We start from the raw sequence: 21,497 nt of genomic DNA, 5'->3' as shown, positions 1-21,497 counted from the left end.
CCTAAGGGTCGGCTTGTTGCTTAGTTACCACTTAAACTAATGCGACGCGGGAAAAGTGCGCTGACTAGCGCTTAAAGCGCTAGATCGTACTCAATGATCAGCGGTGCGAACTCGGAGAAAGTCGCATCGTAATCAATCCACGCGTCAACCACGTGGCGGCGGAAGTTGGGGCCGACTAATTGATAGTCGATCCGCCAGCCTTCTTGGCGTTCACGGGGCACGTCTTGATCAAGCTTCGGCCACCAGGTGTACTCACCCGCATCGCGGTTAATTTCGCGGAAGGTGTCGATAAACCCGGTAGGGCCAAGCACCTGATCCATCCAGGCGCGCTCTTCCGGGCGGAAACCTGAGGTCAGTTGGTTGTCCGACCAGTTGGCCAAGTCGACGGTTTTATGGGCAACATGCCAAGTTCCGCAGAGGATGTATTCGCGACGTTTACGCGACATCTTCGTCAGATACTCTTGGTACTGTTCCATAAACGCCTGTTTGGCTTTTTGATCGCTTCCGTCAGGCATCAAAAAGGAGACAATGCTGAAGCGTTCATAATCCGCCTGCAGAAAACGTCCTTCATGGTCACACTGAGGAAACCCGAGGCCATACATAATCGCCTTGGGAATTTTGCGGCAATAAAGTGCCACGCCGGAGAAACCGTCTTCTTCGGCATCCAGGAAGTAGCCTTCATAGCCTTCCGGATACAGAATGTGGTCACCCAGTTCAAAACTTTTCGCCTTAATATTCTGCACACAGACGACGTCGACATCCTGCTGAGCCAGCCAGTCCAGGAAGCCACGCTCGACGGCATCACGAATACCATTGACATTGATGCTGGCAATTTTCATAAATCGTCCCTTTTGCGTCGCTGCTGTATGATACCCGACGTTTAGACGTTTGGGTAAAGGCAGCGACTAAAACTTGCCATTTACCCCATTTTTATTGTTGCTTTCGTACCTATTTAAACTTACCACCTAGTGAGGAATGCCGTGGCCACCACTCTACAACCCTACCAGCACGATTTTATTGCCTTTGCCATTGAGCAAGGTGTGCTTAAGTTTGGCGAGTTTACGCTTAAATCCGGCCGCGTTAGTCCCTACTTTTTTAACGCTGGGCTGTTTCAAACCGGCCGAGCGCTGGCCAAGCTGGGCCGGTTTTACGCTCAGGCGATTGTCGATAGCGACCTAAACGCTGATGTGCTGTTTGGCCCAGCATATAAGGGAATTCCGCTAGCGGCGGTCACGGCCGCAGCCTTGGCCGATCACCATGACCAGGATATGCCTTACGCCTTCAACCGCAAAGAGGCCAAAACCCACGGCGAAGGTGGCAACATTGTTGGCGCGGAGCTTTCCGGCAATATTCTCATTATTGATGACGTCATCACCGCAGGCACGGCGATTCGCGAAGTAATGAGCCTGATTGAGCAAAGCGGCGCGCGTGCTGCCGGGGTGATCATTGCGCTTGATCGCCAGGAGCGTGGCCAGGGCGAACAGAGTGCGATTCAGGAAGTACAGGCACAGTACGCAATGCCGGTGGTGAGTATCGTTACCTTAGAGCAAGTGCTTACTTACCTTGAAGAACACGCCGGTGGCGAGATGCTGGCCTATGCACAAGCGATTAGGGCTTATCGTGATCGCTACGGCATTGCCGGCTGATTAGATGGGCTGCGCGCCTTCAAATCCTTGTTGGCGCCATGCTTCGTAGCTCACAATAGCCACGGCGTTAGAAAGGTTAAGACTGCGGTTGTTGGGCTGCATGGGCAGGCGCAGCTTGTGCTCAGCGGTTAGCGTTTCATGTACTTGGGGCGAAAGTCCTGCGGTTTCAGAACCAAATAGCAGCACATCGCCGGGAGCAAAATCAGCATCGCTATAGGGTCGCGTACCTTTGGTGGTGATCGCCCAGATGCGTCGGCCCTGCATGGCCGCTTGAAAGGCGCTAAAATCCGCGTGGCGAGTAACGTTGGCGAGGTCACGGTAATCCAGCCCGGCGCGACGCAGTTTTTTCTCTTCCAAGTCGAAGCCAAGCGGCTCAATCAGGTGAAGTCGGCAGCCGTTATTGGCGACTAAGCGCATGATATTGCCCGTATTGGGCGCCATGCGTGGTTCAAAAAGCGCTACGTCAAACATCTCCACCTGCCTATTGTTCACCCGTTATGCATTTACTAAGCGCCGCCGATTGTAATCGAAATAGCACTTAAAATAGCACTTAAAATCGTACGCGAAATAACGTGCAGCACTCGCAGAGGACTACCTTCGCCATGACGCCCTCAACATCTAAGAGCATTCTTAGCCGCATTAAAGGGCTAAATCCACGCCAGCAAGAGGCCGTGCGCTACATTGATGGCCCTTGCTTAGTGCTGGCGGGCGCAGGGTCGGGCAAAACCAGCGTTATCACCACTAAAATTGCTTATTTAGTCCAAGAATGTGGAATGAGCGCACGTAGGATCGCCGCGGTCACTTTTACCAATAAAGCCGCGCGTGAGATGAAAGAGCGCGTGGGCCAGATGCTTCACGGTAAAGAAGGTCACGGGTTAACGGTCTCTACCTTCCACACTCTGGGGCTCAATATTATTCGCGGTGAGCTGAAAACACTGGGCTACAAGCCGGGCTTTTCACTGTTCGACCCGGAAGATGCCAAGGCGCTGCTGCGCGATTTAATGAACAAAGATGCCCAGGTAGATGCCGAGCAGATCAACGCCGTGCAGAGTAAAATTTCTACCTGGAAGAATGATTTAGTGCTGCCCAGCGATGCACTCTCATTTGCGGCAGATGACGATGAACACTTTGCTGCACGGGTATACGAAGCCTACGTGCGCCATCTAAAAGCCTACAACGCAGTGGATTTTGACGACCTGATTCTGCTGCCGGTGGTACTGCTACAGCGCAACCCGGAGGCGCTAGAGCGCTGGCGGCGTAAAATTCATTACATGCTGGTAGATGAGTATCAGGACACCAACGTTTCCCAATACCTGCTGGTGAAGCTTTTGATGGCGGAGCGCTCCACCTTTACCGTGGTAGGCGACGATGACCAGTCGATTTATTCCTGGCGCGGCGCTCGCCCTGAAAACCTTATTACCCTGGGTGAAGACTTTCCGCGCCTGAAAGTGATCAAGTTGGAGCAGAACTACCGCTCTACCGCCACGATACTGCGCGCGGCCAATACGCTGATCGCCAATAACCCTCATATTTATGACAAGACGCTGTGGTCAGATATGGGCGACGGCGCGCCTATTCGGGTGATTGTGAATCGCCATGAAGAGGCCGAGTCTGAGCGCGTCGCCAGCGAAATGCTGACTCGGCGTATTAAAGAAAAGGCCGACTGGCGCGATTTTGCCGTGCTTTATCGCGGTAACTTCCAGGCTCGGCTGTTAGAACTCAAGCTGCAGCACTACCAGATTCCTTACAAGCTTTCAGGCGGTACGTCGTTTTTCTCGCGCAACGAGATCAAAGACACCATGGCCTATCTGCGCCTGCTGATTAACCCAGCTGACGACAACGCCTTTTTACGCATTGTGAACGTGCCACGCCGTGAGGTGGGCCCAGGTACGGTTGAAAAGCTCGCCAACTATGCGACTGAGCGCTCAATTTCGCTGTTTGCTGCCTCTCATGAGCTCGGTTTGGAGCAGGTTCTGCCAACCCGGGCCGTCGAGCGGCTGTCGCGCTTTACCCACTTTATTGACGGCGTGCGTAAACGCATGGATCAAGGCGATGCGATTGCCGCCATTCGCGACATGCTGCGGGATATGGATTACGAAGCGTGGCTGTATCAAAACGCCAGCGCGCCCACCGTCGCCGAGCGGCGCATGGCCAACGTGTGGATTTTGATCGATCAGCTAGAGAAGTCGCTCAACCGCGATACTGAAGACCATACAGATGCCACTGAGACGGAAACCGACGGCATTGAAGCCGCGATTTCACGTCTGGTGCTGCGTGATATTTTAGAACAGCAGGCCGAAGAAGATGACTCTGATCGAGTGCAGCTACTGACGATGCACGCCTCGAAAGGTTTGGAGTTTCCGCATGTTTATTTGCTTGGCCTGGAAGAAGATCTATTGCCTCACCGCAATGCAATTGAAGTGGGCACCGTTGAGGAGGAGCGACGACTAGCGTATGTCGGCATCACCCGAGCACGCCGCACGCTAACGCTAACGCTTGCCCGCCAGCGCAAAGCCTACGGAGAGCTGATGGATTGCCAGCCAAGCCGCTTTTTAGAAGAACTGCCCGCCGAGGATTTAGAGTGGGAAGGCCGTGCGGATAAAGAAGACCCTGAAAAGAAGCAGGCGCGGGGTAAAGACGCGATTGCCGGGCTGCGCTCACTGCTTGGATAATAAAATCATCCACAGGCCGATAGCCAAAACGCCCTGTGGATAAGCTAAAGCGTTATTTCAGCACTGCCGATTATTATTCTTCCGCAATCATGTAATCGACAAGCGCCATCACTTCTTCATCAGAAAGATTAGGACGGCCGCCTTTTGCGGGCATGGCGCCAATACCATTAATCGCACTGGCATATAATTCGTCAGTGCCTTTTGCCAAACGCGCCGTCCAGGCCGCTGAATCGCCCATCTTCGGTGCGCCCGCGATACCGTTAGCATGACACACAGCACAACCCGCACTGGTATACAGTGCGGCAGTATCGATGCTGCTAATGGAATCGGCTTCGCTGGCGGCCGCCTCTTCTTCTACAGCAACATCAGCAGCAGCCAGAAGAACGGCTGTCCCGCACGCTTGCCCCTGTAAACACAGCTTACCTACCGGCGCTAAACGCTTGGCCATCGCCTCACGCTCGTCTTCTTGAGCAAATACACCTGCCGCGCCCGTAAGCACGCTGAGAGCCACTAGACCGCTGATCATTCCCTTCGCTTTCACTCTCACCACCTCTTGAGTACGGTCTTTTAACGTTTATTCTTAAACCCCTGAGGGCGTCTACATCAATACTGCCGGGATGCCAAGGCGTGCGTATTGAACGAGTATAGCGGCAACACAAAGCGCAAGAAATGTAATAAAGCGTGCTAGGTTATCAACCTACAGACTATAACCTTTATCCTGACAATCAGAGCCTTTATGCGCTATCTCTTTCGATGCTTAGTGGCTGCGGTTGATGTAGAGGAGTAACCACCCCGCCATGCGGATATTATTGGTAGAAGATGACCCCAGCTTGGCATCGGGCATTCGCTTGGCGTTAAAGCCTGAGCATTTCACGGTGGACCACCTTAAGGATGGTGTCACTGCGCTGGCCGCGTTAAAAGAGGGTGAGCCTTTTGATGCCGTTATTCTTGATCTGGGCTTACCGCGAATGGATGGCATACAGGTGTTGGAAGCGGTGAGGCGCCAGGGTAATCGTGTGCCAATCCTAGTGCTGACCGCTCGAGATGCAGTGGATGACCGCATCACCGGACTAGATTCTGGCGCCGACGACTATTTAACCAAGCCGTTTGAAGTCGCCGAATTAAAGGCTCGCCTGCGCGCCCTGTTGAGGCGCAGTAATGGCCAGGTTAATAGCGCCTTGGAGTGCCGTGGTATTCATCTTGACCCACTGACGATGCGGGTAAGCTACCAGGGGCAGTGGGTAGTGCTATCGCGTCGCGAGCTAACCTTGCTGCAAGAGTTTATGACGCATCCTGGGCGGGTGCTCACGCGCGATACCTTAACGCGCCTTGTCTATGGCTGGGACGAGGATGTGGAAAGCAATGCGATTGAAGTACATGTTCACCATCTCCGGCGAAAGTTTTTTCCTCAGCTTATTCGCACACTGCGTGGTATTGGTTACGTAATGGATAAAACCGGCCAGGATGAACGCCCATGACCTCTATCCGACAACGCACCCTGGGGCTTGTGCTGCTGGTATTTGGTCTCAGCATGTTGGTAATTGGTTTTATCAGCTATCGCTACGCGGCTCACGAGGTCGAAGAACTTTATGATGCCAGCCTGGCCCAGAACGCGCGCCTGCTAGACGGATTACTGCAAACTCCGCTACCGGAAGAGTATCGCGACGCGCTGCTTAATAGTTTGGATAACGCTTTACAGCGTGCCAAGCAGTGGGATAAACGCTTTGCAGGGCAACGTTACGAGAGCAAATTAGCCTTTCAGCTATGGGAAAATGACCGTTTATTACTGCGCTCAGCCAATGCGCCTGACGCCGATCTTGCTGACCATCCTACTGGCTTCACTAGCCTTCACATCGATGAGCATGAATGGCGCATTTATGTATTAGAAATATCAAATTCTACTCAGCGAATAGTGGTCAGCGAACGTGAAGACGTTCGCGGAGAGCTCATTCGAGCCGTGGCGCTGCGTACATTAATGCCTGACTTAATCGGGCTGCCATTGCTGACTGCTTTTTTATGGTGGTCCATCGGCTGGGGATTAACCCCGCTATCGCGCATGGCCGATCAAATTCGCAGCCGTGACCCGCACAACTTACAGCCGCTAACGCTAAGCCCATTACCTCATGAGTTAAACACCATTGCTGGAGCACTCAATCGGCTTTTAAAACGAATTCGGCTGATGCGCATACGTGAAAAGCGCTTCATCGCCGATGCGGCTCATGAGCTGCGCACGCCCTTAGCCGTGCTCGATTTACACGCACAGAATGCGCTGACGGCTGATAATATTGAGGACCGTCAAGAAGCATTAAGCCACTTGCGCAGTGGCGTTGCTCGATCAACGCGCTTAGTCACGCAGCTACTAACGCTCGCCCGCCTAGAGCCCGAAGAAGAAGCACTGCCCGATTATCGCCATACGCATCTTCTACGTGAAGTCCGCGAGACCCTAGCCAAGCTATCCCCGTTGGCCACAGAGCGAGGCCAGCAGCTGTTATTAGAAGCGGATGAGCGCGCGGCTTGGCTAATGTTAGAAGAGCCGGGGGCAATTGAAACCTTGGTACAGAACTTAGTCGGTAACGCCATTCAGCACTCCCCCAACCGAAGTGCGGTCAGTATCACGCTGGCAGCAACGGCACAGGGATTTCAGCTAATTGTTGATGACCAAGGTCCCGGCATACCGTTAAGCGAACGCAAAAAAGTCATTGAACGTTTCCAACGTTCCGGCCCCAGTGCGGGTTCAGGGTTGGGCCTCTCTATTGTGGAGCGTTTAGTAACGCGCCATGGCGGTACGTTACAGCTTGAAGATTCACCCAGCGCAGGGCTGCGCGTGGTTATTAATTTGCCGCAACCAACCGAGAATGAGCTGCTGAAATTGCTCGCTACACAATAAAATTTATCAATCTCTTAAGGTTGCGGTAAGAATTGAATGTAACTGTGGAACAACACGGTGAACCCGATACTCAGAATTCACCTTTTCTCCACATGGAGCGGCCCTAATGAACCAAGTAACATATTCACCTAAGCCATTGACCCAATTAGGCACCACACCGATATTGGCAATGCCTACACCCAAGCGGCTATTACCCACCAGCCCTGCGATGACCGTGCTGACTGACTTTTCTCAGCTAATGCCTCAGTCCGTCGATGCAGACACCCCAATAGACGATGCTCATCTAAAAATGCGCCACGGTGGCATACGTCTACTGTTCGTGATGGATAAACGCGCACACTGCATTGGCGTTATCACCTCGAAAGAAGTGATTGGCTCTCGGCGGATTAATCTTGCCATGCAACAGCGCAATCTCAATCGCGAGGAAGTCACGGCTGAAATGATCATGACACCGTGGCAAAAACTCAGCGCCATGCCCATTTCACAGCTGGGCTCATTGACGATTGAAGACTTAGTACTATCGATGGAGAGCTTTACCGATCAGCATCTCTTGATTACCGAGCTCGACGATAACCAAGAACTGAGAATTCGCGGCCTTATCTCAGCAAGCGATATACAGAACGCCGTGGGTAAAGACATTAATCCCGTCCCGATGGCAAAGAGTTTTGCCGAAATTTGCCAAGTTATCACGGGCCATGATCTGTAAAAATTGATCTCTTTTGAAGCGTAACCCATACCGCTTATTTCACTTTTTTACACGGGTTGTGCTGGGTTAAGTGTACTAAGTTGCTCTCATAAAGTTACTCTCATAAAAATGCCCCTCATTGAGTTATCGATGAGGGGCATTTTAGCTTTTCGGGCCCGTCTAATACGGTCTGAAATCGCAGGGCCGTAATGGCCTAGAACATCGAGGCATTAATCCATAGATGCGCCGCGATACTGCCGATATAGCCCAGTAAAATGGCCGGCATCCAACGTAAGTGCCCGGCAAAGGTATAAACACCTCGCGCCTGGCCCATAAGCGCAACACCGGCGGCAGAACCCATAGAGAGCAAACTGCCCCCAACACCGGCTGTCAGCGTGATCAGCAGCCAGTTGCCTTCCGACATATCCGGGGCCATCGAAAGCACCGCAAACATAACCGGTATGTTATCCACCACCGCCGAAATAAGCCCCAATACCACGTTAGCCCATACCGGGTTCCAGCTGCCGTAAAGCGTTTCGGAAAGCAGGCTGAGATAGCCCATAAACCCAAGACCACCTACGCACATAACCACACCGTAGAAGAACAGCAGCGTGTCCCACTCGGAGCGCGCAATACGGCTGAAAATATCGAAGGGAACCACGCTACCGAGCTGTTCCAGCTTCTTCCAATCGCCCCGTCGGGAATAGCGCTCCCGCTTGCGCTCAAGCGACCGCGGCAGGCTGCGCCGCAGGTAATAGCCAAAGAACTGTAAAAGGCCCAGACCAAACATCATGCCCATGGCGGGCGGTAGGTGCAAAATAGAGTGGCACAGCACCGAAATCGCGACGGTAATCAAAAAGAGCACGATAATCCGCCGAGAGCCACGCTTGAGCCAAACGTTCTCTTTTAGCGCCGCAGGCTGACGATTCACAATAAAGAAATTCATAATGGCAGCAGGTACTAAGAAATTGACCAGCGCAGGAACCAATAGTGCGAAGAAGCCGCCAAACGGTACTTGGCCTGCCTGCCACACCATCAGCGTAGTGATATCACCAAACGGACTAAAAGCACCGCCAGCATTAGAGGCAACCACCACGTTCACACAGCAAAGGCTGATAAATTTATTATCGCCCTCAGCGACTTTCAGAACCACTGCGCACATCAACATCGCCGTGGTCATGTTGTTGGCAATGGCTGAAATACCAAAGGCCATTACCCCGGTGATCCAGAATAAGCTGCGATAGCTGAAACCTTTGCGCACTAGCCAAGAACGCAGCGCATCAAAAATACGTCGCTCTTCCATGGCATTGATATAGGTCATCGCGACCAGCAAAAACAAAAGCAGCTCAGTGTATTCAAGCAGCGTTTCACGGAAAGCTGTTTCCGCTTCTTCCGGCATACCCGCTTGAACATAGACCCAGGCGACTATCGCCCAAATAAGGCCTGCAGCTACTAGCACAGGCTTAGACTTGCGCATATGCAGTAGCTCTTCACTCATCACCAACGCATAAGCAAGCACGAAGATCAGGACAGAAGAGATACCGGCAATCGAAGCCGTAAGATTCAGCGACCCAGCGGCAGCATAAGAAAGAGAAGGAAAGGACAAAAGGGTGCAGGCGAGCAACAGCCAAGCGACCCGGCTAGCATAAAGCCGAGTTGCGAGGACGTTTGGTGATTTCATGGCGATATGATCCCAGCAGAAAGGAGAAAGACCGCCACGATAATAAGCACACTAACGACATGCTGCAACGCAACGGCTGCGCACAACATGCGACATATTGCCGCATGTTGTAAAGCGTTTTTTATTCACCCACAAACACACGCCATCAGCCGTCATTCTTATTCTACCGTGACGCTTTTTGCCAGGTTGCGAGGCTGGTCAACGTCGGTACCTTTAAGAACAGCCACGTGATAGCTCAGCAGCTGTAACGGCAGGGTGTACAGTAGCGGCGCCAGCGCTTCGTGCACGTGTGGCAAGGTCAATACGCGAATATCTTCCTGAACAGCGATACCTACTCGCTCATCGGCAAATACAAACAGCTGGCCACCGCGGGCGCGAACTTCCTGAAGATTGGACTTAAGCTTTTCAAGTAGGTCATCGTTAGGCGCCACCGAAATAACCGGCATTTCGCTATCCACCAGCGCCAGCGGGCCGTGTTTCAACTCACCCGCGGGATACGCTTCAGCGTGAATATAGGAAATTTCTTTGAGCTTCAGCGCCCCTTCTAACGCAATCGGATAATGAGCGCCGCGCCCCAAGAAAAGCGCATGCTGTTTTTCAGCAAACGCCTGCGCAAGCGTTTCAATGTTGCTGTCCAACGTCAGGACTTGCTGACACACTTCAGGCAAGGTTTTCAACGCGGCAATAATATCCGGATATTCAGCCTGTCCCTTGGCTTTGCTCACTGACAGCGTTAACAGCATTAGCGCCACTAGCTGAGTGGTAAAGGCCTTGGTGGAAGCAACGCCAATCTCAGGGCCTGCGCGCGTCATCAAGGTAAGGTCAGACTCCCGCACCAGCGAGCTTCCCGGTACATTACAAATCGCCAACGTGCCAACATAACCAAGCGTTTTGGCAAAGCGCAAGGCGGCTAGCGTATCGGCAGTTTCACCCGACTGGGAAAGCGTCACAAACAGCGTATTGTCAGGCACTACGGGGTGACGGTAGCGATACTCAGAGGCAACTTCTACCTGAACCGGCACACCGGCGTAGCGTTCAAGCCAGTAACGCGCTACCAAGCCTGCGTGATAGCTCGTACCGCAGGCAATGATATGCACTTGGCGCGTCTGTTTAAAAAGCGCCTGCGCATCGGGGCCAAAGCTCTCCACTAACACGCTTCGATCGCTCAGCCGGCCTTCTAGTGCCGCCTCGATAACCTTTGGCTGCTCAAAAATTTCTTTCAGCATGTAGTGACGGTATTCGCCTTTACTAGCAGCGCCATCGCCGTGTTCAAAAGTATGAACCGGGCGTTCAGCGTCGTTACCATGGCGATCAACAATGCGGATGCTGCCCTGCGAACGCAGCTCAACCAAATCACCCTCTTCAAGATAAATAAAGCGGTCAGTTACCGGTAATAGCGCTAGTGGATCGGAGGCTAAGAAAGCTTCATCAATGCCTACGCCAATGACCAGCGGACTGCCCTGGCGAGCGCCAACAATAACGCCTGGCTCTGCTGCGCACATCACGCCAAGTGCGTAAGCACCGCCTAGTCCGTTCACAATCTGCTGAGTAGCGTCAAATAGCGATAGTCCATCGTCCAGCTTTTCAGAAAGTAAGTGAGCAATCACTTCGGTATCAGTTTCTGAACTGAACACATAGCCGCTGTGCTGCAGGTTATCTTTTATATGCTCATAGTTTTCAATAATACCGTTGTGCACTACCGCTACCTGGTTTTCATGTACCAGGGAGTCGCTATGATGCGGATGTGCATTAGCTTCAGAGGGTTTTCCGTGGGTTGCCCAGCGAGTATGCGCAATACCTGAAAAGCCCGGCAGTGCGGCGGTATCCAAACGCGCAGCAAGGGCCGCGACTTTTCCGAGCGCTCTGTGGCGAGTCAACGCGCCATCATTAAATACCGTCATTCCGGCCGAATCGTAGCCGCGATACTCCAGGCGTTTTAGCCCTTCTAACAGAATTTCTTGAACGTTGCGCTGGGCAACGGCGGCTACAATGCCACACATAATCAATCTCCTGAGCTATTCACCCATGCTAATTAATCAACAAGCAAAACGGTAAATCAGGCCTTTTAATGATTGTTAGCACCGTTTTCTAAAACGTTAACGTTATAAATTAAACTTTATAATCGGGGCTTTACCACCTTGCTGGGGCGTTGCCATTCATTTTTTTCTATCTGACGGCTCCGCGTTACCGCCAACGCATACTCGGTGACGTCTTTTGCAATGGTTGAACCTGCCCCGATGGTGGCCCCTTTGCCTACCGTGACCGGTGCCACCAATGAGCTGTTAGAACCAACAAAAACGTTATCACCAATGTCTGTGTGATGTTTGTTCGTACCGTCGTAGTTACAGGTAATCGTACCAGCCCCCACATTAACATCGCGCCCTAAACGTGCATCACCTACGTAGCTTAAGTGATTAATCTTACTACCTTCACCCACATCGGCATTTTTGGTTTCAACAAAATTGCCTACTTTGGCTTTCACCGCCAGCCGCGTACCGGGGCGTAAGCGTGCGAACGGGCCTATCTGATTAAAGCCTGCCGCCACGGTGCCTTCTATAACGCTGTGAGTATCGACGACGCTTTCTGCACCAATAGTGCTATTTTTAATCACGCAGTAAGGGCCAATACGCACGCCTTCACCTAACTCTACTTCACCTTCAAACACGCAGCCCACATCGATAAACACATCGTGTCCGCAGATCAAACTCCCGCGTATATCTAGGCGTGCGGGGTCAGCAAGCGCAACGCCTTGTTCCATTAATTGATCAGCCCGCTGCTGTTGGTAGGCGCGCTCCAAGCGAGCCATTTGCGCCCGATTATTGACGCCTTCGACTTCGACAACGGTGGCCGGTTGGGCAGTACACACCTTAATACCTTCATCCGCCGCCATCGCAATGACATCGGTAAGATAGTACTCACCCTGCGCGTTTTCCGCCGAAAGCTGCGGCAACCAGCGCTTTAGCTGAGCGCTAGTCATCGCCATGATGCCGGTATTGCATTCGTTAATCGCGAGCTGAGCGCTGTGGGCATCTTTTTGCTCAACAATGGCCACTGCGTCGCCTGCAGCATTCCGCATAATTCGCCCATAGCCATTGGGATCATCCAGCGTCACCGTTAGCAGCCCCATGTGCTGCTCATCCACGTGGGCTAACAGCTCGCTCAATGATTCATGCTGCAACAGCGGCACGTCACCGTAGAGAATCAATACGTTGCCGTTGCCTAGCTGCTCAAGCGCTTGGGCGACAGCATGGCCAGTGCCCTTCTGCTCGGCCTGAACGGCAAAGTGCACGGGGCTTTCTGCCAGCGCTTCACGCAGTTTATCGGCACCATGACCAATGACCACATGGATACGGTCAGGATTCAGCGCAAAGGCTGAATCCAGCACGTGCTGCACCATCGGTTTACCGGCCAACGTATGCAATACTTTAGGGGTATGTGACTGCATGCGCGTACCTTTACCCGCTGCGAGAATGACAATATCCAGTTCTTGCATGTTATTCACCTGCTACGGGGGGAACGGTGGTGCTTGCCGGCGCCGGTAACTGCTCAATGCCCAGCTCATCTATCAACGTTTTACCAAAATAATTAACAAACTCAGGGCTGCCGACGCTGCGCCACGCATCACCATCATGAATAAGCATTAATATCTTAAGATTGTTATCGAGCGCCATCTGCATGGCGTCTTCTTCACCCACCACCAATAGCGCAGTCGCCCAGGCATCCGCCCAAGTGTTGGAAGGGTGAAAAACAGACACAGAGGCAAGCTGGTGAGTCACCGGTCGGCCTGTGCGTGGATCAATAGTGTGGGAAAAACGCTCCCCGTCAACGTTAAAGTAGTTGCGATAGTCGCCTGATGTCGCCACGGAGATGCTTTCTAACGGAAGAATATGCTGAGCCCGCTGCTCGCCATCTTCAGGCACTTCAATGCCAATGCGCCACGGCGTTTGCTCGTCTTCATCACGCAAGCCGCGAGCAATCAGGTCCCCGCCTAAGTTCACCAAATAATGGTTAATATCCTGCTGGTCTAGATAGGCGGCTACTCGATCTGTCGCATGACCTTTCGCAACGCCAGAAAGATCGACAAACACATCGCGGGTGCGCCGCGCCTGCATATTCTGAGTATCAATCTCGATGGCATCAAAGCCCACCTGAGCGAGCTGTTCGGCTAATGCTTCATCTGAAGGGACTTCCTCAGGTCGTGCGCCGGGGCCAAAGCTCCATAAATTCACCAAATCGCCCACGGTAATATCAAATGCACCCTGGCTTGCCTCAGCCACCGATTGGCTAATGGCCAGCACTTCAATAAGCTCATTAGAAAGCGGCTGCCATTCACCCAACGGAGCCTCGTTGAAGGCGATCAGCTCTGAATCATCTCGATAGGTCGACATCGCATGATCAACGCTCTCTAACTCTGCCAAAAACCCTTCTTCTAACTCACGCGACTGGCCTTGCGTGAGAGGATCCATAATGGTCACCTGATAAAAAGTACCAAATATGTTTCCCTCATAGCGTACGGGTGGCTCCAGCGGCCGGTCATTTTCTGAACAACCTGACAATACCAAGAGGGCACTCAGCAATGCGCCTAACACTATCAGCCCGCGTCCCCACCTGAACATATATCCAACACACTTTTGCTCATCAGACCTTTTCATCGTTGCTTTACCTTAGATATAAAGCCTTAAAAGAGACGTTCTTAAAAATAAAAGAACCACAGCAGCCAAGCGCCGAACAGCACCCGATAAACCACAAACGGCTGCATCCCCAATTTGTTAATAACGACTAAGAAATAATGAATACACAAATAGGCGCTTAGCCCTGATATCAGAGTTCCCGCCAGCATCGCCACCCAATCAATCGACTGCGGTGATGTAAATAGCCCAACGGCTTCTAAACCGCCGGCCAGCACAATCACGGGGATCGAGAGTAAAAAAGAAAAGCGCGCAGCGCCTTCTCGGCTCATCCCCACCATCAGCGCTGCCGTAATAGTAATGCCCGAGCGCGAGGTGCCCGGAATCAATGCCAGTGCCTGGGCGACACCTATGATCAATACATCTTTTAAGCGCAGCTGATATTCGCTTCGCGTTCCGCGCTTGCGCCAGTCGGCATAACCCAACAATAGACCGAAACTAATTAAACTGATGCCAATAATTAGCGTAGAGCGCATGTAGCCAGAAATAGCATCGTGCAGGAGTAAACCAGTAAGCCCCACGGGGATCGTTGCTATCGTCACCCAAAAGGCAAGTCGCGCGTCCTCATTGATGCCTTTACCACTGAGGGCCGCAAGGCTGCTGGTGATCATTTTTCCAATTTCCTGGCGGAAATAGATAATGACCGCGGAGAGGCTACCTAAGTGCAGCGCAACATCGAAGGCTAGGCCCTGATCTTGCCATTCGGTCAGCACAGGCACCAAAATCAGGTGAGCAGAGCTTGAAACGGGTAAAAATTCGGAAATTCCCTGGACAACCGCTAACACCACCACCTGAAGCCAATCCATAAATAATCCTGTGTTTAAATCAATTTGATAGGTTGTAATGTCGTCTAAGGATACACATACGCAAATTCTTTGTCCGCCATTGCCGTCACTGATACTTACTCGCTCAGACGCTCAATAACGCTGTTTCACAAATTGGAAGCAGTGGATGCTATAGAGCATATGAGGAGTACGCTACAATAGTCACCTACTGAAAGCCTGCGTCCTTGCAAGGTGCCCATGACTCAGACCATCGAAACGCCAGTGGTTCAAGACCACAAGCAACAAAGCCAAGAAGCTAAGCGCGTCACCTATATTGGTGCGTGGCTGGATGCGCTGTTGAGCATCGTCAAAGTGACGGTCGGCTTTACGGTGGGCTCCGCGGCACTGATCGCTGACGGTATACATTCGCTGTCTGATTTAGTCACTGATGGATTTGTGCTGGCGGCTATTCATTATGGCCGTCAAGAGCCTGATAAAGATCACCATTATGGCCATGGCCGCATCGAAACACTGACGACGCTATTACTGGGCAGCGTGTTGATTTTCGTGGCAGGCGGTATTGCCTGGTCGAGTCTGGCTCGCTTGTTTAGCGGTGCTGAGGTCAACGCACCGGGTCTGCTAGCCATTGTTATTACAGTCATCGCGCTATTTAGCAAAGAGTGGATTTTTCGCTACACCATGCGCGTTGCCAAACGCGTTAAGTCTAGATTATTGGAAGCCAACGCCTGGCATTCCCGTAGCGACGCCTTATCCACCGCCGTTGTATTAGTCGCATTGATTGGTGCTCAGTTCGGCTTGGGCTGGTTAGATGCCGTGGCTGCTATCATTGTTGGCTTATTGGTCGGCAAGGTGGGTCTGGACTTATTGTGGGAATCCGCACGTGAACTGGTCGATACGGCGCTACCGCTGGATGTGCAAAATCAAATGCATGACGTAGCCTGCAGCATCCCCGGGGTAGATAGCGTGCATGATTTGCGAACCCGCCAATCAGCCGGCTGGGTAATGGTTGATCTACATGTCGTGGTTGGCCCTAAAATTACCGTTTCAGAGGCTCACGAAATTGGCAACGAGGTCAGCCGCCGCCTGCGCCATGAATTTCCAGCACTGACCGATGTGATTTTCCACGTTGATCCAGAAGACGATGCTGGTGCCGGGGACCCAAGCCGCCTACCCGGTTTACCGCTGCGCCCGGAAGTAGAGGACGCGCTGAATAAGCGCTGGTACAAACACCCGGTATGGCGGACGCTAAACGAACTGCAGCTGCATTACCTAGACGACAAAGTGTCGGTATCGCTGATTATTGATGATGCGGTTAACCAACCTCCCCAGTGTCTCGCTAGCCAGTTAAAATCACTTGCCAGTGACATTGAATGGTTAGGGCATGTTGAGGTGATGTTCATTACTCGCGCTGCCAGTAGCTCAATGCGCTAGTCTTTTTACCCATACAGCAACAACCCTAAAGCCACTTAAACGATCACTAATACTTACTACTGTTTGGATGTCATGAATTCGCTAAATATCGCCCTGTTCGAGCTGCTCAACGCTTCCCCCCATTCACCGTCTTGGTTAATAACGCTGGCATATACCTGCGCTGTAGATTTGATGTGGTTAGTGCCCGCGCTTTTCATCATCGGCTGGCTGCGTGGCAGCGAATCGCTCAAGCAATCACTGTTAGAAGCACTCATTGCAACGCTGTTAGCCCTTGCAGTCAGTAGGCTTATAGGAACGCTATGGCCGATGCCGCGCCCCTTTATGATTCCCATAGGCGAGTCGCTGATAGAGCATTCCGCAACCCCCGCTTTCCCTAGCAATCACCTGACAATTCTAACCACGATAGGCATTAGCTTAATGCTAAACAACCACTCTCGGCGTATCGGTGGCTGCCTACTGTTGCTGGCCATTCCTGTTGCCTGGGCAAGAATATTTATGGGCGTTCACTTCCCTCAGGACATGGCGGGCGCTGTACTACTGTCCGCATTGACCGCCGTGCTGGTAGGGTTCAATCGCGCTTGGTTGGTGCTACCTGTATATGAACACGTTGCCAAGCGCTTTTATCATCGGCTATTTGCACCGCTAATCAGCCGCGGCTGGGTGAGGCGTTAAGCAGCAGAGAGAATAGCCGTCGCAAACGTGAAGTAGATCAACACGCCGGTGGCATCAATCAAGGTTGTCACCAACGGTGCCGACGCGGTGGCGGGGTCGACCTTAAAGCGCTCAAGCACAAAAGGCAGGCACATGCCTATCAAGCTGCCAAACAGCACAATAGTCACCATGCTAAGCGCTACCACCATGGCAATGGCTTCGCCGCCTCGAAAAATACCAATTGGGGTGACCGCGATTGCCATGGTCAGTCCTAGTGCACCAGCGATGAGTAGCTCTCGCCCAAGCATCTTGCTCCAGTCTTTCACACCGATATCACCCGTTGCCATACCACGCACCATCAGCGTAGCGGCCTGAGCCCCCGCATTACCGCCACTACCAATCAGCAGGGGTAAAAAGAAGACCAACGCCACCTGCGTTGCAATAATATCTTCAAAATAGGCAATGCCCGCACCGGAAAATAGGTTGGCAAACACCAGCAGTACTAGCCAAAATACGCGCTTGCGATAAAGGCTCCAGAGCGGCACACGGCTCACGCCGTCTTCAAGCTGGCCGATCGACATCCCTTTATGGAAATCCTCAGTGGCCTCAGATTCCGCTACGTCCATAGCGTCATCGTGAGTCACTATTCCCACCATTCGGTCATCGGCATCAATCACCGGCAAGGCCAGCAGATCGTAGCGCGCCACAATACGCGCTACGTCTTCCTGGCCATTGTCTACTCGCGTGCTGATAACATCTTTAATCATAATGCTATCAACGATTGCGCCAGGCCGCGCGACCATCAGTTGGCGCAGCGACATGGTACCTATTAACTGGCCATCGCTATCTAAGATATAGAGCTGATATACCGTCTCAGCATCTGGAGCCGTTTGACGAACGCGCATCAGAGCTTGCGACACCGTCATGCCACTGGCTATGGCCACATAGTCAGAGGTCATGATGGCGCCTGCGGTGCCTTCTTCGTAGCTTGCGAGCCGCTTTAGATCCTCACGCTCTTGATGCGCCATACTGCGTAAAAGTGCTTCGCGTCGGTCATCATCCAGCAAATTAAACAAATCAGCGCGCTCATCCGAGCCCATCTCTTCGAGTAGCTTAAGTACCTGACTATCGTCCAGCTCTCCGACCACCTCGAGCTGGCTTTCGCCGGGCAAATAGCCCAGTACGTTAGCAGCCCGCTCGGCAGAAAGAATATCCAACAAAGAGAGCGCCGCCGTCAGCTCTTCATCGTCTTCAATCATCTCTTCGAGGACTTCACCGATATCCGCTGAGCGGATTTCAGCCAACCGTAACGCCAATACAGATTTGCTAGGCGCTTCCTTGGCCAGCTCACTGAGTAGCTCGGCTTTTAATGCCTGCAGGCTTTCTTCATTCAGTGCCATAATTAGTTCTCCCCTTCACGCTGACAAACATCGTTCTACCGACCTAGCTAATCATACTAATCCATCGTATTAAGTCGTCGTACTAGCAGACAAAAAAAACGCCTCTTAAACCCTGACCAGCGGGTTTAAGAGACGTTGTTCACACGGCAAGCGCGCGGTTGTTAGCCTTTACCCGCCTTTTTGCGTAGCTGCTGAATGGTGCGCAGCTGAGCAGTGGCTTCGGCAAGTTCGGCGGCAGCTCGAGTATAATCCAGCTCCGTCGACTTCTCATTAAAGGCTTTCAATGCCTGCTGACGCGCTTCTTCGGCAGCGGCCTCGTTGAGGTCGCTGGCACGGGAAGCCGCATCGGCCAGAATCGTCACCACATCCGGCTGGACTTCCATGAAGCCACCCGAGACAAAGAAGTTCTCTTCCTTGCCACCGTCGTGGATCACGCGAACCGGACCCGGCTGAAGCTCGGTCAGCAACGGGGCGTGACCTGGCAAAATGCCCAGGTCACCCATAATCCCGGAAGCAATTACCTGCTCAACAGTACCTGAGAAGATAGATGCTTCAGCGCTGACGATATTGCAAGTAAAGCTATTCGCCATAGCGAATCCCCCTAATGGACGGGATTACTTCTTCATCTGGTTGGCTTTTTCGACAGCTTCGTCGATTGAACCGACCATGTAGAAGGCCTGTTCCGGCATATCGTCGTATTCGCCAGCGAGAATGCCCTTGAAGCCACTAATCGTGTCTTTCAATGAGACATACTTACCTGGTGAACCGGTGAACACCTCGGCCACGAAGAACGGCTGCGACAAGAACCGCTGGATTTTACGCGCTCGTGATACGGCCAGCTTGTCTTCGTCAGACAGCTCATCCATACCCAGAATGGCGATAATATCCTTAAGTTCCTTGTAGCGCTGAAGAACGTTCTGCACACCGCGAGCGATCGCATAGTGCTCTTCACCCACTACCAGCGGATCCAACTGTCGTGAGGTGGAATCCAGCGGATCAATGGCCGGGTAGATGCCCAACTCAGCGATTGAACGCGACAGTGATACCGTGGCATCCAGGTGAGAGAACGTCGTGGCCGGCGATGGGTCGGTCATGTCGTCGGCAGGCACATAGACGGCCTGGACGGAGGTGATCGAACCGGTCTTGGTCGAGGTAATGCGCTCCTGCAGAACGCCCATCTCTTCAGCCAGAGTCGGCTGATAACCAACCGCTGACGGCATACGGCCCAGCAATGCAGATACTTCCGTACCGGCTAGGGTGTAGCGATAGATGTTATCGACGAACAGCAGAACGTCACGGCCTTCATCACGGAATTTCTCTGCGATGGTCAAACCGGTCAACGCCACACGCAAACGGTTGCCTGGCGGCTCGTTCATCTGACCGTAAACCAGCGATACCTTATCGATAACGTTGGATTCAGTCATTTCGTGATAGAAGTCGTTACCCTCACGCGTACGCTCACCTACACCGGCAAAAACAGAGTAGCCGCTGTGTTCGGTGGCGATGTTGCGGATAAGCTCCATCATGTTGACGGTTTTACCTACACCGGCACCGCCGAACAGACCCACTTTACCGCCTTTCGCAAACGGGCAAACCAAGTCGATAACCTTGATACCAGTTTCCAGCAGCTCGCCAGAGGCGGCCTGCTCGGCATAGGTCGGTGGCTTGCGGTGGATAGGCATACGCTCTTGTTCGCCGATCGGTCCCGCTTCGTCAATCGGCTCGCCGAGTACGTTCATAATACGGCCCAGCGTCTCCTTACCTACCGGTACGGAAATCGCGGCACCTGTGCTGGTCGTTTCCATGCCACGCTTCAAGCCCTCGGTGGAGCCCATAGCAATGGTGCGCACCACACCGTCGCCCAGCTGCTGCTGGACTTCGAGGATGGTCTCAACATCGGAGACCTTTAGCGCGTCGTAGACCTTGGGCACAGAGTCCCGCGGAAACTCTACGTCAATCACCGCGCCGATGATTTGTACGATACGTCCGCTCATCTTGGTTCCTCTCTAAAACCTGCAAATGAAACCTGTCTGCCGGGAGCCTTCATAATAAGAATGTGCTCCCTAGGCGTTATACGGCAGCAGCGCCGCCGACGATCTCAGAAATTTCCTGCGTGATGGCGGCCTGGCGGGCCTTGTTATAAACCATCTCCAAATCGTCGATCAGGTCGCCTGCGTTGTCAGTGGCACTTTTCATAGCGATCATCCGGGCCGCTTGTTCACAAGCCCCGTTTTCCACTACCGCCTGATACACCTGCGATTCGATGAAACGAACCAATAGGCTATCAAGCAACGCCTTGGCATCCGGTTCATACAGGTAGTCCCAGCTTCCGGGACGGGCGTTTTCATTGTCTTGCTCAGCGTCTGCACCCATATCGGATGACAGCGGAAGAAGCTGACGAACAACCGGCTTTTGCGTCATGGTATTCACAAATTCATTGTGCACCACATACAACCGGTCAAGACGTCCTTCATCGTATGCTTCGAGCATGACCTTAATGCTGCCAATCAACCCTTCAACGGTCGGGTTTTCACCTAATCCGCTCTTCGCTGCCACCAAGTTGCCGCCATAATTACGGAAAAAAGTACTGGCTTTAGCGCCAAGGGCACAAAAATCTTGCTCAGCACCCTGCTTTTTCCAACCTGCGGCTTCTTTCAGAAGCGCTTTGAAAAGGTTGTGGTTCAAGCCACCGCACAGACCGCGATCCGTAGATACCACGATATAACCAACGCGCTTAATCTCGCTACGCTCGATCATATAGTCGTGCCGGTATTCGGGGTTCGCGTCGGCAATGTGGCCAACCACATTACGGATCTGCCTAGCGTAAGGCTGACTAGCTCTCATCAGATCTTGCGCTTTACGCATTTTCGATGCAGCCACCATTTCCATGGCGCTGGTGATCTTCTGCGTATTTTTAATGCTCCCGATCTGGGTGCGTATCTCTTTTGCAGCTGCCATAGCGATCTACCTT

19 protein-coding genes are annotated in these 21,497 nt (G+C 52.6%); 7 read left to right on the top strand and 12 right to left on the bottom strand.

All coding sequences use genetic code 11. The features are described from left to right. Positions 1–71 precede the first annotated feature (71 nt). Complete coding sequence (locus ACT3TF_RS12625) at positions 72–839, bottom strand: exodeoxyribonuclease III (protein ID WP_096276796.1); 768 nt, start codon at positions 837–839, stop codon at positions 72–74. 141 nt (positions 840–980) lie between these two features. Between ACT3TF_RS12625 and pyrE the strand changes: the two genes are divergently transcribed. Next, entirely contained in the window at positions 981–1,646 is a 666-nt protein-coding gene (gene pyrE, locus ACT3TF_RS12620) for an orotate phosphoribosyltransferase (RefSeq protein ID WP_444672299.1), read from the top strand. Here the strand turns inward: pyrE and ACT3TF_RS12615 are convergent, their stop codons facing one another. Next, positions 1,647–2,117, bottom strand: a complete 471-nt coding sequence (locus ACT3TF_RS12615) for a tRNA (cytidine(34)-2'-O)-methyltransferase (protein ID WP_441684927.1) — start codon at positions 2,115–2,117, stop codon at positions 1,647–1,649. A gap of 131 nt (positions 2,118–2,248) precedes the next feature. On the opposite strand from ACT3TF_RS12615, the gene rep reads away from it, so the two are divergent. Next, the gene (gene rep / locus ACT3TF_RS12610) at positions 2,249–4,318 is read left to right on the top strand and encodes a DNA helicase Rep (protein WP_444672298.1); all 2,070 of its coding nucleotides are present in this window, start codon (positions 2,249–2,251) and stop codon (positions 4,316–4,318) included. Positions 4,319–4,391: 73 nt separating this feature from the next. Here rep and ACT3TF_RS12605 read toward each other — a convergent pair whose 3' ends face one another. Continuing rightward, positions 4,392–4,859, bottom strand: a complete 468-nt coding sequence (locus ACT3TF_RS12605; RefSeq protein ID WP_096276787.1) for a c-type cytochrome — start codon at positions 4,857–4,859, stop codon at positions 4,392–4,394. A 256-nt stretch (positions 4,860–5,115) separates the two neighbouring features. On the opposite strand from ACT3TF_RS12605, the gene ACT3TF_RS12600 reads away from it, so the two are divergent. The 3 genes from ACT3TF_RS12600 to ACT3TF_RS12590 all read left to right on the top strand — a co-directional run bounded on the left by ACT3TF_RS12600 (position 5,116) and on the right by ACT3TF_RS12590 (position 7,911). Further along, a complete protein-coding gene (locus tag ACT3TF_RS12600) occupies positions 5,116–5,796 on the top strand; it encodes a response regulator transcription factor (RefSeq protein WP_444624815.1) in 681 nt (226 codons plus the stop codon). Beyond that, positions 5,793–7,205 carry an ATP-binding protein gene (locus ACT3TF_RS12595; RefSeq protein WP_444672297.1) on the top strand — a complete coding sequence of 471 codons (1,413 nt, stop codon included), beginning with the start codon at positions 5,793–5,795 and terminating at the stop codon, positions 7,203–7,205. Before ACT3TF_RS12600 ends, ACT3TF_RS12595 begins: the two co-directional genes overlap by 4 nt. A gap of 106 nt (positions 7,206–7,311) precedes the next feature. Then, entirely contained in the window at positions 7,312–7,911 is a 600-nt protein-coding gene (locus ACT3TF_RS12590; RefSeq protein ID WP_444672296.1) for a CBS domain-containing protein, read from the top strand. A gap of 193 nt (positions 7,912–8,104) precedes the next feature. Here the strand turns inward: ACT3TF_RS12590 and nhaD are convergent, their stop codons facing one another. The 5 genes from nhaD to ACT3TF_RS12565 form a co-directional block, all read right to left on the bottom strand. Then, the gene (nhaD, locus tag ACT3TF_RS12585) at positions 8,105–9,571 is read right to left on the bottom strand and encodes a sodium:proton antiporter NhaD (protein WP_441684916.1); all 1,467 of its coding nucleotides are present in this window, start codon (positions 9,569–9,571) and stop codon (positions 8,105–8,107) included. Positions 9,572–9,729: 158 nt separating this feature from the next. Then, positions 9,730–11,571: a glutamine--fructose-6-phosphate transaminase (isomerizing) gene (gene glmS / locus ACT3TF_RS12580; RefSeq protein WP_444672295.1), complete on the bottom strand. Its 1,842-nt coding sequence runs from the start codon at positions 11,569–11,571 to the stop codon at positions 9,730–9,732. Positions 11,572–11,687: 116 nt separating this feature from the next. Further along, complete coding sequence (gene glmU, locus ACT3TF_RS12575) at positions 11,688–13,064, bottom strand: bifunctional UDP-N-acetylglucosamine diphosphorylase/glucosamine-1-phosphate N-acetyltransferase GlmU (RefSeq protein ID WP_444672294.1); 1,377 nt, start codon at positions 13,062–13,064, stop codon at positions 11,688–11,690. A gap of 1 nt (position 13,065) precedes the next feature. Continuing rightward, complete coding sequence (locus tag ACT3TF_RS12570) at positions 13,066–14,187, bottom strand: FAD:protein FMN transferase (RefSeq protein ID WP_441684364.1); 1,122 nt, start codon at positions 14,185–14,187, stop codon at positions 13,066–13,068. Positions 14,188–14,264: 77 nt separating this feature from the next. Then, positions 14,265–15,065, bottom strand: a complete 801-nt coding sequence (locus ACT3TF_RS12565) for an undecaprenyl-diphosphate phosphatase (RefSeq protein WP_441684362.1) — start codon at positions 15,063–15,065, stop codon at positions 14,265–14,267. A 216-nt stretch (positions 15,066–15,281) separates the two neighbouring features. Between ACT3TF_RS12565 and ACT3TF_RS12560 the strand changes: the two genes are divergently transcribed. Further along, positions 15,282–16,475 (top strand): cation diffusion facilitator family transporter, encoded by a 1,194-nt coding sequence (locus ACT3TF_RS12560; protein WP_441684361.1) that lies wholly within the window; start codon positions 15,282–15,284, stop codon positions 16,473–16,475. 72 nt (positions 16,476–16,547) lie between these two features. Then, a complete protein-coding gene (locus ACT3TF_RS12555; RefSeq protein WP_444672293.1) occupies positions 16,548–17,147 on the top strand; it encodes a phosphatase PAP2 family protein in 600 nt (199 codons plus the stop codon). On the opposite strand, the gene mgtE is transcribed toward ACT3TF_RS12555, so the two are convergent. The 4 genes from mgtE to atpG form a co-directional block, all read right to left on the bottom strand. Next, entirely contained in the window at positions 17,144–18,526 is a 1,383-nt protein-coding gene (gene mgtE / locus ACT3TF_RS12550; RefSeq protein WP_096276763.1) for a magnesium transporter, read from the bottom strand. The genes ACT3TF_RS12555 and mgtE overlap by 4 nt on opposite strands. Positions 18,527–18,687: 161 nt before the next feature. Then, complete coding sequence (locus ACT3TF_RS12545; protein ID WP_096276761.1) at positions 18,688–19,116, bottom strand: F0F1 ATP synthase subunit epsilon; 429 nt, start codon at positions 19,114–19,116, stop codon at positions 18,688–18,690. 24 nt (positions 19,117–19,140) lie between these two features. Continuing rightward, positions 19,141–20,520, bottom strand: a complete 1,380-nt coding sequence (atpD, locus tag ACT3TF_RS12540) for a F0F1 ATP synthase subunit beta (RefSeq protein ID WP_096276759.1) — start codon at positions 20,518–20,520, stop codon at positions 19,141–19,143. Positions 20,521–20,596: 76 nt separating this feature from the next. Further along, complete coding sequence (gene atpG, locus ACT3TF_RS12535; RefSeq protein ID WP_096276757.1) at positions 20,597–21,484, bottom strand: F0F1 ATP synthase subunit gamma; 888 nt, start codon at positions 21,482–21,484, stop codon at positions 20,597–20,599. Positions 21,485–21,497: the final 13 nt, after the last annotated feature.

The sequence above is a fragment of the Halomonas sp. AOP25-F1-15 genome, from assembly GCF_052378675.1.
GTDB classification, from domain to species: domain Bacteria; phylum Pseudomonadota; class Gammaproteobacteria; order Pseudomonadales; family Halomonadaceae; genus Vreelandella; species Vreelandella casei.
The sequence above is the reverse complement of the archived record's forward strand: the minus strand, read 5'-3'. Positions and strand labels throughout refer to the sequence as shown.